Annotated in this window: 17 protein-coding genes; 4 read left to right on the forward strand and 13 right to left on the reverse strand. The window is 45.9% G+C overall.

What is annotated here, in order from left to right:
- Positions 1-4 precede the first annotated feature (4 nt).
- The 7 genes from AC58QT_RS24815 to AC58QT_RS24845 form a co-directional block, all read right to left on the reverse strand.
- A complete protein-coding gene (locus tag AC58QT_RS24815) occupies positions 5-871 on the reverse strand; it encodes a carbohydrate ABC transporter permease (protein WP_497288608.1) in 867 nt (288 codons plus the stop codon).
- The gene (locus AC58QT_RS24820; RefSeq protein ID WP_497411338.1) at positions 871-1,818 is read right to left on the reverse strand and encodes an ABC transporter permease; all 948 of its coding nucleotides are present in this window, start codon (positions 1,816-1,818) and stop codon (positions 871-873) included. Before AC58QT_RS24820 ends, AC58QT_RS24815 begins: the two co-directional genes overlap by 1 nt.
- An 82-nt stretch (positions 1,819-1,900) precedes the next feature.
- Positions 1,901-3,460 carry a type 2 periplasmic-binding domain-containing protein gene (locus AC58QT_RS24825; protein WP_497411339.1) on the reverse strand — a complete coding sequence of 520 codons (1,560 nt, stop codon included), beginning with the start codon at positions 3,458-3,460 and terminating at the stop codon, positions 1,901-1,903.
- Positions 3,461-3,580: 120 nt separating this feature from the next.
- The gene (locus AC58QT_RS24830; RefSeq protein WP_497411340.1) at positions 3,581-5,380 is read right to left on the reverse strand and encodes a sensor histidine kinase; all 1,800 of its coding nucleotides are present in this window, start codon (positions 5,378-5,380) and stop codon (positions 3,581-3,583) included.
- Positions 5,377-5,790 carry a helix-turn-helix domain-containing protein gene (locus AC58QT_RS24835; protein WP_497411341.1) on the reverse strand — a complete coding sequence of 138 codons (414 nt, stop codon included), beginning with the start codon at positions 5,788-5,790 and terminating at the stop codon, positions 5,377-5,379. The genes AC58QT_RS24830 and AC58QT_RS24835 overlap by 4 nt, the downstream gene beginning before the upstream one ends.
- A gap of 48 nt (positions 5,791-5,838) precedes the next feature.
- Positions 5,839-6,387: a response regulator gene (locus AC58QT_RS24840; RefSeq protein ID WP_497411342.1), complete on the reverse strand. Its 549-nt coding sequence runs from the start codon at positions 6,385-6,387 to the stop codon at positions 5,839-5,841.
- Between the two features lie 159 nt (positions 6,388-6,546).
- Positions 6,547-8,304 carry a glycoside hydrolase family 35 protein gene (locus tag AC58QT_RS24845; protein ID WP_497411343.1) on the reverse strand — a complete coding sequence of 586 codons (1,758 nt, stop codon included), beginning with the start codon at positions 8,302-8,304 and terminating at the stop codon, positions 6,547-6,549.
- A 162-nt stretch (positions 8,305-8,466) separates the two neighbouring features.
- On the opposite strand from AC58QT_RS24845, the gene AC58QT_RS24850 reads away from it, so the two are divergent.
- Positions 8,467-9,387 carry an AraC family transcriptional regulator gene (locus AC58QT_RS24850; RefSeq protein ID WP_497411344.1) on the forward strand — a complete coding sequence of 307 codons (921 nt, stop codon included), beginning with the start codon at positions 8,467-8,469 and terminating at the stop codon, positions 9,385-9,387.
- Between the two features lie 753 nt (positions 9,388-10,140).
- Here the strand turns inward: AC58QT_RS24850 and AC58QT_RS24855 are convergent.
- Positions 10,141-10,911 carry a DeoR/GlpR family DNA-binding transcription regulator gene (locus AC58QT_RS24855; RefSeq protein WP_497411345.1) on the reverse strand — a complete coding sequence of 257 codons (771 nt, stop codon included), beginning with the start codon at positions 10,909-10,911 and terminating at the stop codon, positions 10,141-10,143.
- A gap of 232 nt (positions 10,912-11,143) precedes the next feature.
- Between AC58QT_RS24855 and AC58QT_RS24860 the strand changes: the two genes are divergently transcribed.
- Genes AC58QT_RS24860 through AC58QT_RS24870 form a run of 3 tightly spaced genes read left to right on the forward strand, consistent with a single transcriptional unit; the run spans position 11,144 to position 13,814 of the window.
- Positions 11,144-12,085 (forward strand): metallophosphoesterase family protein, encoded by a 942-nt coding sequence (locus AC58QT_RS24860; protein WP_497411346.1) that lies wholly within the window; start codon positions 11,144-11,146, stop codon positions 12,083-12,085.
- A gap of 26 nt (positions 12,086-12,111) precedes the next feature.
- Complete coding sequence (locus tag AC58QT_RS24865) at positions 12,112-12,975, forward strand: GRP family sugar transporter (protein WP_310500833.1); 864 nt, start codon at positions 12,112-12,114, stop codon at positions 12,973-12,975.
- Positions 12,976-12,992: 17 nt separating this feature from the next.
- On the forward strand, positions 12,993-13,814 hold the full coding sequence (locus AC58QT_RS24870; protein ID WP_497411347.1) for an alkaline phosphatase family protein: 822 nt from the start codon (positions 12,993-12,995) through the stop codon (positions 13,812-13,814).
- Positions 13,815-13,856: 42 nt separating this feature from the next.
- Here the strand turns inward: AC58QT_RS24870 and AC58QT_RS24875 are convergent, their stop codons facing one another.
- The 5 genes from AC58QT_RS24875 to AC58QT_RS24895 all read right to left on the reverse strand — a co-directional run bounded on the left by AC58QT_RS24875 (position 13,857) and on the right by AC58QT_RS24895 (position 20,109).
- A complete protein-coding gene (locus AC58QT_RS24875) occupies positions 13,857-15,290 on the reverse strand; it encodes an alpha-L-fucosidase (RefSeq protein WP_497411348.1) in 1,434 nt (477 codons plus the stop codon).
- A gap of 30 nt (positions 15,291-15,320) precedes the next feature.
- Complete coding sequence (locus AC58QT_RS24880) at positions 15,321-16,499, reverse strand: metallophosphoesterase family protein (protein ID WP_497411349.1); 1,179 nt, start codon at positions 16,497-16,499, stop codon at positions 15,321-15,323.
- A gap of 135 nt (positions 16,500-16,634) precedes the next feature.
- The gene (locus AC58QT_RS24885) at positions 16,635-18,182 is read right to left on the reverse strand and encodes a type 2 periplasmic-binding domain-containing protein (RefSeq protein WP_497411350.1); all 1,548 of its coding nucleotides are present in this window, start codon (positions 18,180-18,182) and stop codon (positions 16,635-16,637) included.
- A gap of 96 nt (positions 18,183-18,278) precedes the next feature.
- Positions 18,279-19,157: a carbohydrate ABC transporter permease gene (locus AC58QT_RS24890; RefSeq protein WP_497411351.1), complete on the reverse strand. Its 879-nt coding sequence runs from the start codon at positions 19,155-19,157 to the stop codon at positions 18,279-18,281.
- 1 nt (position 19,158) lies between these two features.
- Positions 19,159-20,109: an ABC transporter permease gene (locus AC58QT_RS24895; RefSeq protein ID WP_497411476.1), complete on the reverse strand. Its 951-nt coding sequence runs from the start codon at positions 20,107-20,109 to the stop codon at positions 19,159-19,161.
- Positions 20,110-20,204 lie beyond the last annotated feature (95 nt).

Genomic DNA, 20,204 nt, shown 5'->3' on the forward strand with positions numbered 1-20,204 from the left:
GTCATTAACCTTTCACAGAGCCGAGCAGCATGCCCTGATTGAAATATTTTTGCATGAATGGATAAATCAAGAGCATCGGTACAGCACCTACAACAACAGCTGCCATTTTAACGGGTGGACCGAAGGCATAACCGCCTGCTGTTAGCTCTAAACCTGTGTCGGACACGATTAATAATTGACGTAAGAACACTTGAAGCGGCCATTTCCCAGGATCATTGACATACAGAATCGCTGTGAAATATGTGTTCCAATTCTGTACCGCATAGAACAACGTGAACGTCGCGATAACCGGCATCGAAAGCGGAATGATGATGGTCCAGAACAGCCGCCATTCCCCACAACCATCGATGCGCGCGGATTCTTCCATTTCGCTAGGCACGTTTTGAAAAAAGCTGCGAATCACGATCATATTGAACGGCGTAATCGCTGTTGTCAGGAAGATCGCCCAGTACGTATTCAGCAAATGCAACTCTTTGACAACCAAATATTGCGGGATAATGCCGCCTGCGAACAACATCGTGAAGACGACGAGGAAGTTGAGCGTTTTGCGCCCCCTCAGCCAACTTTTCGATAAGCCATACGCCATTAAACAGGTCGTGACCATATTGATGGCCGTACCGAGCACCGTGATGTAGACGGCGTTTTGGATTGATTTTGTAAACAAATCATTGAAATATAAATATTTATAGGCGTCTAGGCTCCATACTTTAGGAAGGAGGAAAAAGCCTCTCGTATTCATCTCATGGGTCGTTGCGAACGAGCTAAATAGCACATATAAGAACGGAAAGCTCACAATGACTAAAGCGACTAGCAACACACCATACAAAACGATGCGGAAGGGAATATCTGCTTTTTGCATCCGGAAATTCATCAGTATACGCCCTCCTCACCTAATTTTTTGGATAAACGGTTGGCTCCAATAACTAATACTAAGCCGACTAAGGATTTGAACAACCCAACTGCTGTTGTATAGCTGAAAGCGCCTTGCAATACACCATTGCGGTACACATAGGAGTCGAACACATCGGAGACCCCGATATTAATTGAATTTTGCATCAGATAAATGTGTTCAAACCCGACTTCCAGCACCGAGCCTAATCGTAAAATGAACAGGATAATAATCGTCGATTTGAGCGCCGGCACATTAATACTCCACATCTGGCGCCACCGCCCTGCTCCATCTACTCTCGCTGCTTCATACAGGGTCGGATCCACCGCTGCCAGCGCAGCTAAGAAAATAATCGCGTTCCAGCCCGCTTCTTTCCAAATATTTTGGAACACATACACCGAACGGAAGTAATCCGGATTCGTTAACAGTTCAACTCGCTCTAACCCCATCGAAGCCAATAAGTTATTGATTCCTCCGCTTTGCGTGGCAAACAAGAGAACCGTAATTCCCACAACGACAACCCACGAGAAGAAATGGGGCATGTAGACGATTGTCTGCATCGTTTTGCGGAACCAGCGAACCTTCACTTCATGGAGCAATAAGGCTAGCACCACCGGCGCTGGGAAAAAGAAGATCAGATTGAATAAGCTGACGAGCATCGTGTTTCTTAGCAAAATGAAGAAATCTGGTTCTGTGAATAATTTCACAAAGTGATCGAATCCAACCCATGGACTATCCATAAACCCTACAAATGGGTCATATTGTTTAAAAGCGATAATAATTCCGCCCATCGGCAAATATTTGAAAAGAATGAAAAATAATAACCCTGGCGCAATCATGATATAAAGGGGGAAACCTCGTTTCACATCTTGCCAGAGCTTGCTAGAAGGGGTTGTTCGTTTGCCAACTGTTATCCCTTGGACTTCCATAGGCTGCTCTCCTTGTTTAAAGGACACCTCCCCTTCACAGGAAGGTGCCCGGCATCATGTCATTTCGTTACTTCAACTTCCGTTATTTCGTTGCTTGGTACGCCGCATTCATCTCTTGAATAATCGTGTCGCCGCCTGCCGCTTTCCAGTTCGCTACCGCTTTGTCCACGAATTCAATCGGCTCTTTCCCGTAAATCACTTGAACGAGCGCATCCAGCCATTTGCCGTTAATTTCTTTGCCTTTTTCCGCTAACGTTGGGGATACTAGGCCAGCACCTTTATTTACCCAAGTATACTTCTCATTGTTGTTGATCCATTGCGTGATTACTTCAACATCTTTGGGGTTATCAAACTTGTACAGTTGGTGCATCGGATCTGGTTTAATCCACAACCAGCGAAGCTTCTTAGGAATGTCTGTATCCGTTGCCGGCAGCTTCTCGAATTGATTCGCAGACACTTTTTTGTAATGCACATCTGGAACGCCATGCTTCGCAAAATCATAGCCTTCTTCCGTAGATAACCAATCGTATATTTTCAGCAAACGATCTTGAATCTTCGCATTACTCTTCGCATTGAATACGATCTTTTGACCGCCAACATTATCAAATGTTACCGTTCCTCGTAGACCTGTCGGCCCCGCCGGAGGCGTCAATTGTGCGATCTCGGCTTTCGGATCTGCTTTCTTCACGTTAGGGATAACTGTCGTAAACAAATTGTTCGTATTCACATACGATACACCGGATTTTCCTGCATAAAATTTGCTCTCTGGATCATTTTGCTTGTTCACAAAGAAATCTTTATCGAGCACACCTTCTTTGTACGCTTTATTCAAGAAAGTAACGTATGATTTCAATTCATTTGCCTGTGCTTGAACAGGAACCAGCTTGCCGCCTTCTTCTTTCCATCCATTCGCTAGGCCGAATGCTGCTTCCAGATAATCCGGTCCATATACACCGCCAATAATCATTTGCTGCGGATAAAAAGTGAAGCCATACGTGTCTTGCTTGCCGTTGCCGTCCGGATCTTTGGTCGTGAAGGCTTTGGCCACTTCATAGAATTCATCAACCGTTTGCGGCTCCTTCAGCCCCAATTTATCCAGCCAATCCTTCCGAATGACCAAGGAATCACGATTGCCTTCACTCCAAAGCGGAATGCCAAGGTACTTATCTTTCGGATTCAAAGCACTCCATAACTGATCAGGTACTACTTTTGCTAGATTTGGATATTTGGCCAGCTTTGGCTTAAGATCCATGAAAACATTTTTCGTTGACCATTTCGTGAAAAACTCAGGATCAATATAGAAGGCATCCGGGAGATCATTGGAAGCCGCCAGCACATTCAACTTCTCGACATAATTGTCCGAAGGAATCCACAGCATTTTCAGATCAATGTTAAATTTATCGTTCAAATATTTGATGCTTGGATGATTGTCCGGCCAACCGCCGCCTGCATAGGAGCGAGACATCATCGTGATCGTCAGTTTCTCTTCCTTTTCCGGCACCGCAGTCGTAGCAGCAGCTGTCCCTGTAGCAGTAGGCTGTTTCGTATCCGTGCTTTGGCTGTCATTTTTCGTGGAGGCACAGGCTGTTGCTAGGACGCTTAATGTCATCACCGTGACTAAACCTATCGCTTTCTTTTTCATGAAGAAACCCACCTATTCGTTTGTAATGTCCCTTACATGTATGATGATACCGAATTGGCATGGCAAAGGCTTTATCCTACTCTTTGATTTGTTATCCGATTCTATGCTCTTACACGATTCTTAGCTATTTCGAGGAATAAGCACCGACACGACCGTCCCTTTACCGGTAAAAGAGTGTATCCGCAGCCCATAACGTTCCCCGTAATGCAGCACTAAACGAGCATGTACATTGGCTAATCCTAGCGACTGCTCTTTGACGTATTCATTCTGCACGTTAGCTGTAATCCGACTAAGCGTCTCTTGTATCCGCAACAACCGTTCCTCTGGAATGCCAGGGCCGTTATCCGCAATTTCAATCATTAAATCCTCTTCTACATCATACGCACTCACGAAAATCCCCCCATCCCCGCCTTGCCGCTCAATGGCATACTTCACCGCATTTTCGACAATGGGCTGCAGGGATAGCTTTACAATCCGGCAATTTAGGAACTTTTCATTCACATACAGCTTACTTTCAAAACTATCTGGGAAACGAATATGCGTGATCTCCAAATATTTGGTCAAATGATTCAGCTCATCCTTGAGGGTGACCTCCACCCCTTGAATGTTCGCTGTATAGCGATATATTTCACCTAAGTTTAAAGCCATTTTCTCCAGCAGCGGTGCCTCTTCTAAATAGGCGATACTCTTCATAATATCCAGCGTGTTGTACAGCAAATGGGGATTGATTTGATTTTGCAGCGCTTGGATGAAGGCATCCTTCTGCTGTAGGCGGATATGGGCTTCTTTTAAACTTAAATCTGTCACGGTCGTGACCAGATCATCCAATTGCGTGACCATCTTATTGAAATTCCGATTTAACTGTTGGACTTCATCTCGACCTGGAGCAGCCAGCGCTCTCGTTTGAAAGTCTCCTTTGGAAACCTTCTGCATCAGCCTACCCAGCTGGACGATCGGCTCTACGAAATGGTGGGACAGCTTAGGGATTAAGAAAATAATCAGTAGCAAAATGATAATTAAGGCGTAGAAAGTTGAGTTTCTAGCTGCATTCAGTCCGCCCGCCATCTCTTCAAACGGGACAAAAGATACGATTTGCCAAGGGGTGATCGTCGACTGCGAGCTGGAAACGAGCATTTTCTTATTCTGCCAATTCTGTACCGTCACTTCTTCTTTTTGACTCAGATCAATGGTGGCTAAGGAGGTTTGCGAACGCGGTAAGCCGAGCCAATCTGGGTTCGGATGATAGACAATCACGTCGTCCGACGACACGATAAAAAACTCACCGCTCGTGCCAAGCGTCGATTTGTTAAACGTTCGGTCGATTTCGCTGAGCTGCAGCTCGACAACAAGTTTGCCGATATTGGCCATCCCATCGATACCGGTAATCGGCACGATTAACGAAATAACAGGAATGCCGTTGGACATCCCCTGCTGGATGCGATGTGTCTGAACAACTTGTAGCGTGTCTTGATTCGGCATCGAGTACCAGGGTTGTTCTTTAATAATTTGCTCGGCCCCAATCGCATAATCGTAGAGAGAGATCACCTGATTATCCTTCGATACGAGAAACATCACTTGAATTTCTGAATAGTTGAGGGAAAAATACGATTGCAGCTTCTTCTCAATGCCTTGTTTCTCCGAAGGGGAGTATTCTCGGTTATCGACTAAGAACTTCTGAATTTCGGCGTCCGTGATCAAGGTCGATAGCGATTTGGCCATTTGTTTAAAATAAAATTCCATATGATAATTCAGGCGCGTCGTCGCTTCCTTGGAAATCATCGTGAAATCCTTTTGCACCGCACGGCTGTAATAGTTATGGGAAAATAACGCCATCACCGTTACGGAGAGGACGCATAGCGTAAGGAAGGCAACTGTCATTTTGAGCTGAACGGAGTATTTATAGATCCACTGACTATTCATAAGCCCAGCTTCTTTCTGTATTCATTCGGAGACAGACCCGTCGCCTGCTTGAACACACGATTGAAATACGGTACCGTGGTGAAGCCGACCTCGGAGGCCACTTGATAAATTTTCATATCGGAGATGAGCAGCTCCTTCGCCTTCATCACCCTAGTTGCATTCAGATAGTTCACGAAGGAATCACCGGCATGCTTTTTGAAAAGAACACTGAAGTACGCCACGCTTAGATTCGCTTTCGCCGCCAATTCCGCGATCGTTAGCTCCTCTTTGTAGTGCTCTTGAATATATTTGCACAGCTTATGGATAACGCCTGTGGAGTTGAAATTCATCATCTCGGGGTAGCAATTCAGCCATTGGTGCAGAATACACTGCATCCGCTCCGTGATGGCGCTGTCTGAGCTATCGGTCATGTCTTTGATTTCCCACTTAGGATAAATATCTTTCAGAATCTGTTCCCATTACTCAAAAAGCATGGCGCACAGCGTCGTGCGGATCCCGTCATGTCTCCCTTTTAGGCGTAAAAGATTGTGGACTAATTCCTGGCTTTTCTTCACCAGTTGATCAGGTTGGTACTCAGGAAGCTCATAGATGAAATCTTCGATATGGACAAAATGCTGGTACACATCCTGAAGCTGCTTGAGACGGTTCATCGAGCGCAGCAGGGCATCCTTCAAATCGCTTTCGGAAAGCGGTTTCAATAAATACTCGGTGACACCGTAACGAATCGCTTTTTGCGCATATTGAAAATTGTCAAAACCACTGATGATGATCGTGACAATGGGATAATTTCTAGCTTGTATTTGCTCAATGAGCGCTAGCCCATCTTTCTCCGGCATCATAATATCGGCAATCACAATGGAAGGCCATAGCGTCTGGATCATGCTCCACGCTTCTTCCCCATTCTCTGCCTCGCCAACAACTTCAAAGCCAGCACCGATATTCTCAATCATTTTCACTGTCGCCTTACGGATCCAAGGCTCATCCTCTACAACCAAAACACGATACATGACAGTTCTCCTCTCGGATGTTGGGTAACAGGTTACACGCGTTCTGCAATGATTGTTATGATGATAACATAGGCATGGTAGATGTGTGAATCGTAGACCGCGCAAAAAGCACCTCCAGCCGCTATTGCAGCCGAAGGTGCCTCCTTTACTACTTTTAAATTAACCCAAATCAGGCGTATCCGTTAGCTCAATGACGGCATTCTCGGTGTGGTGCAGTTCCAGTACGATGATCTCATTGCGCCCTGCTTGTAGTAACGGGGCTGGCAGATACAACGTGTTTTGAGGGCCTTTTTCCCAGAAGCGGCCGAGGTTGAAGCCATTGATCCATACGACGCCTTTGGACCAACCGGTTAACTTGACGAACGTATCTCCTGCATCATCTATAAGAAATTCCCCGCGATAGAGCGTAGGACGATCTGCACCAACCTCCGCCTCCTCACGCCCAAACGGAATCACCGCTAGATTGTCTAGTGGGAGTGGATGTATCGTCCAGTCAAAAAGGAACTGATTATTCATTCGCACGCCTTCCGTAATGCCTTTGCAATCTCGTAGACGTGGACCATAGTTAACACGACCCATGTTCTCAACGACGATATCCAGCTTCGCTCCCCCAGCAGGAATGTCCATCTGGAGTGGACGTGGATCCCATCGTTCTACCGTACCTTGATATACGCCATCCAAGAATACTTGCGCACGATCGTGTACCTCTTGAAGGTGTAATTTCTCGCCCACACGTGGTCCGGACACTCGCGTCGAATAGACGATGAAGCCATAATCTTGTCCTAGATGCTCCATTGACACGGGATAGGTCCGCTCAATTGGTTTTGACACATACGCCAAAGAGTCCAGCAAATCAGCCTTTTCCGTCAAAGCAATTTTACCGTAGCTTTTCTTCTTACTAGGTGCAGGCAGTGCTGGAAGTTCGTCTTCACTTTTGCGCAAATAGTTAGCAATCACCTTACGAACAGCGTTATATTTCTCCGTCACATCACCACATTCGGACAAGGGTGAATCGTAATCGTAGCTAGTAATTGTCGCTTCATACTTCTCTTGATAGTTCGCACCGTTGTAGAATCCGAAGTTCGTTCCACCGTGGAACATATAGAAATTGACCGAGGCACCCGCTCGCAGCATCCGATCGAATACATCTGCGACATCTCCAGCTTCACGCGTGTGATGAGGCTTTAACCAGTGGTCAAACCACCCGTTCCAATACTCCATGCAAAAAAGCGGCTCATTCTCACGATACTGACGGAATTTCTCGAAAGCTGCTTCCGGCTGTGAGCCGAAATTAACCGTAGCCAGTGTGCCCGGCACCGTACCACCTTGCAGCATGCCATCCTCAGGGCCGTCTGATGTAAACAGCAACACGTCCACGCCGCGACTGATTAACCCGTCTCTTAAATAGGTTAAATACGCGGTATCATTTCCGTAGCTGCCGTATTCATTCTCAATTTGCACAGCTAGAATCGGCCCGCCATTCGTGCTGAGTAGCGGCTTCAAACGAGGAATCAACTCATCGTAATATCGATCCACTTTTTGCAAATACATCGCATCCATACAACGTAATTTCATAGAGGGATATTGAAGCAGCCACGCTGGCAATCCACCAAATTCCCATTCCGCACAAATATATGGACTAGGCCGCACAATCACATGTAGACCCAGGTTTCCTGCTAGTTGAACGAATGCCTCCACGTCCGCGAGACCGCTGAAGTTGTATTCACCTTCCTTCGGTTCATGCAAATTCCAAGGTAAATATGTCTCAACCGTATTAAAACCGCAGGCTTTCAACTTTAACAAGCGATCTTCCCAATAAGCCGGCACCACACGGAAATAATGAATGGCTCCTGAAATCATTTGAAATGGCTCGCTATCTAGTAAAAATTGTTTATTTCCAAGAGCTAAAATAGCCATATGTATCCCTCCAGCACCCACATAAAAGTCGTGTTGTTCTCTCTTCATCATCGCTGAAAAGCGACTCCCCCTCAATCTCCAAATGGAGCATATTCTATACCAAATGTGCCAACAGATGTTACAATAGACAGAACATATGGAGCGGAAAGAGGCGACGTTAAAATGGAGGATTTGTACCGGGATATTTACCGTTTTCCAAACATGATCCAGACGCTGCAAGTGACAGGCTGCCACTTCGGACTACAGCCTCCAGGTTGGGAATATCCACGGCATCATCATCATTTATTTGAGCTGCTGTATTGCTCGGAGGGAGAAGTTATTCACGAAATCAATCGTGAAACGATTACCATGAGGGAAGGAGACTGGCTGCTGATCAAATCCAGTGTTAGGCATCGCTCATCTAACAAGGCAGCTACAAATTATGGTTACTTTAATGTGCATTTTGACCTCGATGATGCCGATATTCGCAGTCTGCTTGCTGCGGCAGCTTACCGGCACATGTCTAGGCAACAGGCGGAACGCAGCAGGCTGCGGTTCTATGTGAGTGAGCTGGAGGCCGTTATGCAGCGCAATCACGCCAAGGACTCCGATCCTGAACAAGGACAGCACAACTCGCTGCGATTTGAAGACAAGCTGCTGCTGCAATCGTACACGCTGCTCATCATCCATGATGTGCTTTATCTACTGAAGCTGAAGCAACAAACCACACCCAAACATCACCCATCTGATCAGAGCAAAGATGCGTCCTTATTTAGTACGGATGTGGCACATGCCATTGAAGAAAAGCTGTCGCTCGGCATTAGCGAGGAAGCGAGCGTTGCGGGGATTGCCAAGGAGATGAACCTTAGCCGCAGCCAGTGCTCTAAGCTTTTTTCTAACGTGTATGGCTTATCACCGCGCCAGTACGTCAGCCAGCAAAAACTCAAGCTGGCCAAGGAACTGCTCGTCACGACGCATCTGCCGATGACGATCATTGCCGATAAGCTGGGCTTCCAGTCCGCCAGCCACTTCTCGCGGCAATTTCGCCGCTGGACTGGCCAGTCGCCCAGCGAGTTCCGCCCGAAGCACCATACGGTGCAATAGGATGTTGCGCGGGGCTCGGGGGCAAGCTTGGCGAGCTGTAATAAACATGGGTCGGTAAACGACCACTGCTGCATTCGATTAGTCCGAAATCGCCGAACTAATCCTAGTAACTCTGTCCATTAAAGTTAATTAGTTCGAAATTAGAGACTGTCGATTAACTGTTTATCCTGAATAATCTTATGCATCATTTAAAATTTAGAGAAACAACGGGGAACTTTTGCAACTCGAGATAACTTATCGCTCCCATGACATAGAGATGAACCTCGTTCGCAAAATAACGTTATGAAAACATCTTATTTGTTAGTTTAGAAGAGAATACGAGAGAATAACGTTATAAAATAACGCTATTTCACCATAAATGGATAAATACCACTCCATTCGGTCGAAATAGCGTTATTCCGTAATGCTATTTCTTCGCAGAACATGCCAATGTAGCAAATAACGTTATGGCACACCTTTATTTGAAATCGCATGTGAGCGTACCTTTGTAAGGAGAGACAAGCTCCTCTAAAACCGTGAATTCTTATAAGAATTCACTAAGTTGCATATTTATTAAGTCTCGATTCATTAATCGACAGTCTCAATTACCCAAGTAAATCAACCCAAACAGCACACCAATGGGAAAAACCGTCCAATAGTTCGGTAAAATCGAACTATTGGACGGTTTTTACATGTAATGTTCAATTTAGTTCGAAGAAATCGGACTAAAGCACCGATAAGTTCGACTTACTCGGTGCTTTCGCCGCGCGGGCCCTACTCACCTATCCGCACCTCAATACCAAGCCCCTCCATCGTGTCCACCCACTCCTTCGGGCAGCCGACGTCCGTGATCACCATGGATATTTCCTCCAGCTTCGCGACTCTGGCAAACGTAGACAGGCCGAATTTGCTATGATCTGCAACAAGGATACACTCTTCCGCTCTTTGCATCATTTTGCGCGAAATCACCGCTTCAGCCAAATGGAAATCAGTTAATCCATCTGTAAACGAAATGCCTCCCGCTGAAATAAAAGCTTTGTTTACTTTAAATTGATCAAGCATTTGATCAGCCAATGTACCTGTCACCGCCTGACATTCTTGATTAACTTCCCCGCCAGCAAAAATAATTCGTCCGCGGAATGACTCCATCGCCAAATTGAGAATCGGAATTGAGTTCGTAATGATTGTCACATTTGTCTTATCGCTCAAAAAGGGCACAATCTCAATTGTCGTTGTTCCATTATCCAACATGATGGTTTCCCCATCTTGAACCAGGGACGCCGCTAATTTCCCAATCGCTGCTTTCTCGGGTTTCATCATTTGCACGCGGTTCAGAAAAGGAGGCTCGACCATCTCCATGCGCATTTTGACGGCGCCGCCATACACCTTGCGCAGTTTGCCTTCCTTTTCCAAGCGATCCAGATCCCGACGAACTGTTTCCGTCGAAACCGTGAGCAACTCAGACAGGTGATGCACCTGTACTTTTCCTTCCATTTCCAAATGATGAAGAATCGTCACCCTGCGATCTTCATAGGTTAATGACATAATAACCTCCTAATATGACCGTTCTCTAATATATCTTGTTGTTTTATGTTGTTTTCACTAGTTTAGGGGTTTGCGCTAGGTGTGTCAATCTAGGCAACCTAATCCCTCCTCTCAACAAAAAATTGCTCGTTGACAGTTCTGCCCAACCCGTTTACAATTGGCAACAAACAACAACATAACTAATGAAATCAACATGATTCCACAAACATTAATCAGATCGGAGGCTATATTCATGTTCAAGCAACAACCGCTGACTTTTCGTGAGGATCACACATTTACAATCACGCAGTTTACAGATGTACACTGGATCGATGCCCGGAAGGAAGATCAACTGACTCTTCGTCTGATGGAGGAAGTACTCGATGCCGAGCAGCCTAATCTAGTTGTCTTTACCGGAGACATCATATACACCGGGCCTGTTTCCGAGGGAGAACACCACTGTGAAGATCCACTTCAAGCTTTTCGCGACGCTGTGCAAGCTGTAGAAGCTCGCCAAATCCCATGGGCTATGGTATTTGGTAATCACGACACCGAAACCCTCATCACAAGACAGGAACTCATGAATAGCGTCCTTACTTATCCTCACACGGTGACACAATTTGGTCCTATGGATATTAGTGGCGTCGGCAACTACTGTCTCTCCATCCAGGGCCGTGACGGACAGTCTGCAGCGAACTTATACTTTTTCGATTCAGGCAGTCATTCGACCGTACCACATATTCGAGGCTATGACTGGATTCGCAGCGATCAGATCCATTGGTACAGGGAGCATTCCCGTAACGCGCAGCGCGAGCTGCCCGCTCTTGCTTTTTTCCATATCCCGCTTCCCGAATATCAGCAAGTATGGGAGCGTGCAACCTGCTACGGAAACAAGCACGAGAATGTTTGTTGTGCTCCTGTAAATTCTGGCCTTTTTGCAGCCATGGTTGAAATGGGTAACGTCGTTGGAACATTCTGTGGCCATGATCATGTCAATGATTACTGGGGAGAGCTGCACGGGATTCGCCTCTGTTATGGCAGAGCGACAGGCTACAATACCTATGGGAAAGAAGGCTTTCATCGCGGCGCAAGAATGATTCGCCTCCGTGAAGGCGAGCGAGCATTTGAAACTTGGCTGCGACTCGCTGACGGCACCGTCATTCGTGATCAACCCGAACACTCACCAACGCTGTAACCCCATTTACGTTTGGAGCTGATCACTTGTTAACTGCATCAATTTTACTCGTTATTGCTTCAGGACTTGCCCATGCCATCTGGAGCTTGTTTACGAAAAGCAGCCTGAACAAAGGCGTTTTTCTATGGTCCATTATCATGGTCACCACCGTTATCCTGCTTCCTTACTTAATCAAAGAATTATGGTTCACACCGTTAACTCTATCTGCATACGGATTACTTTTACTATCTGCCGCCTTACAAGCCGTTTATGCGCTCTTATTATCACGTACCTACAATATGGGGGATCTTTCGCAGATCTATCCGATTATGAGAGGAACCAACACGTTATTTATCCCAATTTTCGGTGTCCTATTTCTACGTGAATCCTTATCGCCACTTGGATGGATGGGACTGCTATGTATGGTCATTGGCTTCCTATTGCTCAGCGGTATCTTCACAAGTTCACGATCTTCTGGACAGAAGTCTGTCCAATCGCTTACTCCCTTTCTCATGGCACTTAGTGTAGGGTTGTGCACGACTTGCTACGTACTTGTCGATAAGCTGAATCTCGCACATATCTCGCCTATTGCCTTACTGGAAGTGACGAATATCGGATTCGTCGCAGGTCTTACACCGCTTGTTATTGCTTCCAAACAACTGCGTAGAGAGTGGCAGATCAACTTCAAAACGATTGCTCTTGGCGCCATTCTCAATCCAGTGTCGTATTTATTATTTCTTTTCGCCATGAAGTACGCGCCTGTTGCCCATATTTCCCCACTACGAGAAATTGGAACAGTTTTCGCCACCCTTCTAGGCATCTTTATTCTCAAGGAGAAACAAGGTACCTTACGTATTCTTTGCTCTATTCTTATTTTAATTGGGATTCTAGTTATCAGTTTTTGGGGATAAAAAAGGGAGGAATAACCATGAGCAATTGTAATCGTGTCATTATTATTGGTTGGGATGGCGCAGGCAACTTTGTCCGTGATGCGCATACCCCGAATTTGGACCGTTTGTTCCAACTAGGTGCCTCTACGCTAGAAGCGCAAACTGCATCCCCTACCATCAGCGCGGAGTGTTGGGGAACTTTACTGCACGGAGTTAATCCTGTGAAACATGGACTTACGAATACCAAAGCAGAAGTAGAAACCTTCCCTGACGACTCACCTTATCCATCTATTTTCCGCGTAGCTAGAGAAGCGTTCCCACTTGCGAAGCTAGCCGCCTACAGCGCCTGGAAGCCCATTAACGACGGGATTATTGAGTCTTCGATCGGCGTGCACAAAATCTCCATGCCAGATGATGAACTCGTCCAAGCTATAGCCGCTTACATACAGGAGAACCTGGATTTCAAGCTGCTCTATGTGCAACTCGATCTCCCCGACGCCGCTGGTCATAAGTATGGGTACAATATGCCAGAACAGCATCGTGTTATTGAGGAGTCGGACCGTCAGACTGGCGTTATTCTAGGGGCACTTGAACAAGCTGATCTATTAAAAGATAGCCTCATCATCGCCGTCACCGATCACGGTGGTGGTGGCGAGCATGCCTTCAATCATGGCAGTGACCATCCATGGGATAAAACCATTTTCTGGAGCTGCATGGGGCCTGGCATCTCACCTGGTACGAAGCTCGACAATGTCACCATTGCCGATACCGCAACCGTCGTCGCGCATGCGCTCGGACTGAATGTGCCCGCTTCCTGGGAAGGTACCTTACCTCATGGATTGTTCCACGACCATTCCTAAGTAAAGAGGAGTTAAGCAGCTACATGCTGCTTAACTCCTTTTTCAAGTAAACCCTCCCGTGTCATACACACCGAAGTGATTTATTGTGGGATTCACACGCGATTCTGTGATCGCAAGACGGATATACCTCGCAGTAATCCTCGGCACTCGGCATATTTTCTTATACCCGACCACCGTGCCTTCATATAACGGCTTCCATTCTTCTCCGTCTTTATAAGCCAGCTGAAAACGTTCGATCCGTTGTCCTGATTGAATATATTCCTTCAACACAATACGATCCCATGTCATGACCTTGCCAAGGTCCATCTCCAATTCGGCACGCTCCGTCCCCTCTAGTGGACACCAATACGTGTCAGAACGTCCATCCGTGACATGATGCGCTTCCACATCACTATCTCTGGTCTGAGAGGCCTTCACATACGCCCCCGCAGCCTGATCTGTTCCATACGTTCCACGAAGCCAGTGTCCCAACTCACGCAGATGCCTAGCATCTGTCTCATGAATGAGTCCACGCTTATCAGGCGGCAGATTGAGCAGCAGCGCACTGTTGCCCCCTACCGTGCTTTCATATAAATGAACCAGTTCCTCTACGGTTTTGACCTTATCGTCTTCCGCCGGATCGTAGAACCATTGTGGTCGGATGGATACGTCGACTTCAGAAGGGTACCAGATGACGCTATCGACCTGCGCCAGAATAGCCCGACTTCCCAAATCATCCACCTCCGTATTGATCCGTTGAGCAAATGCCGGGTCATCCGCCTGTTGGGAATCAGCGTGGATCTTCTCCGTATCCTGCAAATACGCAGGCACAACGCTCCATTCCGATTCGCGCGTATGCCCTGCTTCATTGCCGCACCACCGAACATCGGGGCCACAGATGTTGATGACGGCATTGGGCTGCAGCTCACGAATGATTGAGTAGACTGCTTCCCAGTCATATACCTGCCTCTTCCCATTGCTGCCTTCGCCGCAAGCCCCATCAAACCACACGCAAAAAATCTCACCATACTGCGTAAGAAGCTCTCTCAATTGATTTTGAAAATAGGCATTATACACGGGTGAATCCCCGTAACTAGGCTCATGTCGGTCCCATGGCGAGACATAGACACCAAATTTCATACCCTGTGCACGGCAAGCTTCAGCCAAATCCCGCACAACATCGCCTTGTCCATCCAGCCAGGAACTATTTTTGACTGAATGATCTGTATATGCGCTTGGCCAGAGGCAAAATCCATCATGATGCTTACAAGTGAGGATAATCCCTGTCATACCTGCTGATTGGCAAACCTCTACCCACTGTGCCGCATCGAATTCTGTTGGATTGAACAGCTGTGGATCCTCATCACCTAATCCCCATTGTCTTCCCGTAAACGTATTCATTCCGAAATGTATAAATGCATAAAACTCCATTTGCTGCCACGCCAACTGACGAGGAGATGGAACTACCTTCACTGCTTCTTCCATAGAAACTGCCATCTTATTCATGCTCCTCATCCGTTATAATTCTCAAGAGCTACTTCCTATATCGAAAGGCATTCGAGTGAGTTCCGTATGTAACGTTTCACCCAAATAGATCATATCGTAACTGCCAACGGGTAAATCCAGATCACTGAAAATTAACTTACCGTCTGGCTGGCCGAACGTTTTGGTCTGCATGGAGACAATAGGACTTATGCGTTCTGTCTCACTCGGTTGAGCTCCTCTTAGATAAATGCCGAAGGCATCTTCTCTTAGCGAGCCTATATACATAACCTCAATGTCTTCATGGGGCTGAAAGACAGATTTGTTCATAGACATGGAAGGATTACGGAGCGCACCATCCGGTTCTACCGTCAGATCGACAACTGGAATGATCGTTGGCAGATTCACCGTGTACTCGGCATCTGCAACCCATGATCTCGAGGCAAAATCTCTTCCTTTTACAAGAACCCTATCCTCGTACACTTCCACAAAAAAACCTTGTGAACCCTCTTTCAACACGTCGTCATCCGTCCATAAATAAGCGACAGAAGCCGCATTAAACAGGGTCGCATACTTCCTGTTGTACATGGTCTCCTTGGCGCCTAGCTCCCAGTGCGTGTGACCGGTAAACACAATCGAATTTGGGTGTTTGGCTAAAATCATCTTTAATTCCGCGTCCTGCCTGATCCCATTCCAACCGAACTCACTTTGGGACCCAGCGACAGTGTTCAGCAAAGGCTCATGTACAAAAATAAATACTGGTTTCTCCGTCACTTCATCTTCGGATAACTTGTGATCCAACCAGTTGAGCTGGGTCTCTGATAGATAAGCACAGTCTTTCAAGCCAATCTCGGTGCCTAGGAATATAAAATGATAGCCTTCCAACCACACATCATAGTAGGCCTTGTGAATCCCCGCATGTTCTGCAAATAACAACATCTGCCTATCGAGATTTTTCCAACGTACATCATGATTCCCATAAGTAAAATAGAGTGGCGGCAGCCCTTCCATGTTAGCTTTCCAAATCTGTTCCATAACTTCAAATTCTGCTCGCTCCCCGTTGTCTGTGATATCACCAACATGCATGATCCCGTGACATTCTGGGGAAGTTGCCACAATATCCTTGAGAGCCCGATCCCAATTCAGGGCTTCTGTACTCTCTAAAGTTTCTTTAATATGGGTATCCGTCAAGACTACGAACGTGAGACTTGGTTTCTTTACCATTTTGTTCTCCCCTTATTTCGATGTAGAAGGAATAGAAAAGTCTATGTTTGCTCATCGAACCACATACCTTCTAGTTTAAAAGAAACCCGACCACGCCATCAACAGGCACGATCGGGTCCGTTCATTTCATCAGACTTATTTGGATTTCTCTTTGTAGAAGTCGTTTGTTTCTTTAATATGCTGTTGGAAGCTTGCATCATCTTTAAACTGTTTCACCAGTTTATCCCAATCCTCAAGCGAATTTTTGCCAACAATCACATTGACCATCATATCGTTCACCTTTTTATCCCAGTCTGCTCCTTTTTCCTTAAATGGTGCGGACTTCATCAATCCGTAAGTTGGATCTGGAATGGAGGTGATGGTATCAATGACTTTTGCATTGGCTTGGTAAATTTCGTTTGGCATACCTGCTGTTTTGGCTCTTGTATACTTATCAAAGTATCCCGTTACCCATTGGCCTGTCGTATCGCCAGAATATCCTTTTTTCTTACCTTCTTCGGTTTGTTCTACGCTTCCGTCAGCTTTAACTGTGAAGTCAACATCTTTGATGCCGTACGTTGCCAAATTATAGCCATCAACAGTAGCTGTGAAATCGTAAACTTCTAGAATTTTCTTCAATTTTGCCTCATCAACGGATTTCTTATTGATTAGGAATTGTCCATAATACCCACTGGCTTGCTCATAATAGAATTTGCCATCTGGCGCTTTTGGTATTTCAACAGCAATGAGGTTTGCTTGCGGATTCACTTTCTGCAACTCCACATTATATTTATAGGCATCACTAACGTTCGCGAATGCTACGCCTGCTTTATTCTGAACGAGCATATCTTTAATCTGTGCAGCCTTAAGTACAGGGAAATCCGGAAGAATGCCGCCTGCTTTATAGGATTTATTCCAAAATGCTAGCGCATCTCTGGTTTGTGGTGTATACCAATACGGGATCAGGCTGCCGTTCTCATCTTTCCACTTTGTGCCTGTACCAAACATAGATAGTATCGTGCTCGAAGGTCCATTTGCTCCTGGAAGAGCAGCGCCATAGGTATCTGCTTTCCCGTTGCCATCTGGATCTTTCGATGCAAAAGCTTCGAGAACCTTAGACAACTCATCCATTGTTTTCGGCTGTTGTAAGCCGAGTTTATCTAACCAATCTTTGCGGATCAGCATGGACTCGTGGCCATCGAGCGGTCTTACCCGTGGAAGGGAGTACAATTTCCCTTTTAAAGAGGCATTTTTATATACGTTATCTGGATACTTAGCTAGGTTAGGGTAATTTTTAATGTAAGGACTTAGATCCCAGAAAGCACCTTGATCAACGGCATTGAGGAAAGCAGGTGTATAGTTAAAATCTTCTAGGAATAGCACATCGGGTAAATCTCGTGAAGCAAGCAGCGCATTTAGTTTCTCTGTAATTTGAGCTGCTGGAATCCAATTAAGCTTCAGATTGACATTGAGTTTGTCATTAAGCTGTTTCACGGCTTCTAACTCACCTGTAGGTGCTGCAGCGAAAGCGAGCGTTGTAATGGAAATATCGGTTGGTTTTGCAGCTGGTTTTGCTGATGCCCCTGTTGTACTCGCTGCCGAACTTGCAGGTGCAGCTTCATTCGCTTTCCCACAAGCCGCTAAAGAAGCGACTAGACCCGTTGCTGTTAAGAGTACTGCCAATTTTTTTACCATTGGTTTCATGTAAAGACCTCCCGTTTATATGCTTATTATACAATTAGAATGATTAACCCGCATGTCCAGTACTTCCCAGCATCACCCCTCTCAGGTACATGGCTCTCACCCCTTCACGGAACCAACCATCATACCCTTAACGAAATACTTTTGTAAGAACGGATACACCATAACAATGGGTAAGGAGGAGATCACGACTGCTGCCATCTTAATCACTTGTGGAGGCACGGTCCGTTCACTTTCCAGCATGGCGGCCACCGAAGGATCAGCCATTTGCGATGCGGAAATGAGCAGCATTTGAAGGAGTACCTGCAACGGACGCAAGCTATCACTATTGATGTAAAGGACGCCGCTAAAGTACGTGTTCCAATACGCTACAGCGTAGAATAATCCGAAAGCGGCGAGCGCCGAGACGGAAATCGGCAGCATAATGCGTAAGAACACGCCGATATCTGAGCAACCATCCATTTTAGCTGCTTCCTCTAATTCATCAGGAATTTCCTGGTAGAAGTTTTTCATCAAGAAGACATACCAAGCACTGGTCAGTGCTGGCAAAATAAGTGCCCAGATCGAATCCATTAAACCAAGGCTATCCACGAGCAAATAGTTCGGAATCATGCCTGGATTGAATAGCATGGTCATTAGGATGGCAACAAGGAAAAACTTCTTGCCTTTTAACCGTTTGCGAGAGAGCACATAGGCTAAAGCACTTGTCACAATTAGGCTTAGTAAGGTCCCGAACACCGCTAGTATGCCGCTTATCCCCATCGCATGAACGAACGCATTTGTAGAGAAAATGTATTCATACGCAGATAAGCTCCATTTGTCAGGAATCAGAACCAAGGACTTCGTCAAGTACTCCGTTGGATCGGTAAATGAAATGATTACAACGTAAATGAAAGGCAGTAAGGTAACAAGTCCAATTATTGTGAGTATCGTGTAGTTAAGGACATTAAATATCTTAGAACCTAGCTGATTATCCATGTTAGTAAAGTCCCTCCTCGCCGAACTTCTTGGCTACACGATTGGCTGTAACAACCAGTATGAGTCCTACAACTGATTTGAATAATCCGGCAACCGTTGCATAGCTGAACCGGCCTTGTTGAATACCGACGCGATAAGCATACGTATCAAATACGTCAGCTACATGCGATACAGGTCCGCTCGCCATCAGGAAAATTTGTTCAAAACCTACATCCATCACTTGGCCTAACCGTAGGATTAGCAACACAATGATTGTGCTTTTGATACCAGGAATAGTGACATTGCGCATCTGCTGCCATCTTGTCGCACCATCAATTTGCGCGGCTTCATACAATTCTGAATTAATTCCAGCCAGTGCGGCAAGGAAGATAATCGTTCCCCAGCCCGCTTCTTTCCAAATACTTTGAGCCGTAAGCAGGGCCCAGAAATAATTAGGCTCCGTAAGGAATTCAATCTTGTGCCCGCCAAATTCGACGATTAACTGATTAATGATGCCGCTGCTTTGACCTAGAATCAGGAAGCAAATACCGACGATGATCACCCAGGACAAGAAATGGGGCAAATAGATGACCGTTTGTACGATTTTTTTAAAAGGTAAACTCTTCACCTCATTCAGCAATAGGGATACCACAATGGGAATAGGGAAGAAAAATACGATATTCAGAAGCGAGATGGCCATCGTATTTCGAAACAACATCATAAAATCGGGGTTCGTGAAAAACTCATGAAAGTATTTCAATCCCACCCATTCGCTATCCCAGAAACCTAAATACGGAGAGTAATTTTGAAAAGCAAGCAATAATCCCCATAATGGCACATACTTAAAAATGAGGAAAAATAGTAATCCTGGCGCTGCCAATAGATAGAGATATTTGTCACGCTTCAGCGCGACTTGCCAATCGTGTACCCATGATTTCTTAGATATCTTTCTTTCTTCGAGTCCATTCGGCATCACTTTCTGAAACTGTTCCACTTGACTATGTGACAATGTCATCACCTCTCATTCGTACGATTGCATCTCGTTGTTTTGCTTGAAACGATCGTACC

This window comes from Paenibacillus sp. J31R109, from assembly GCF_059692055.1.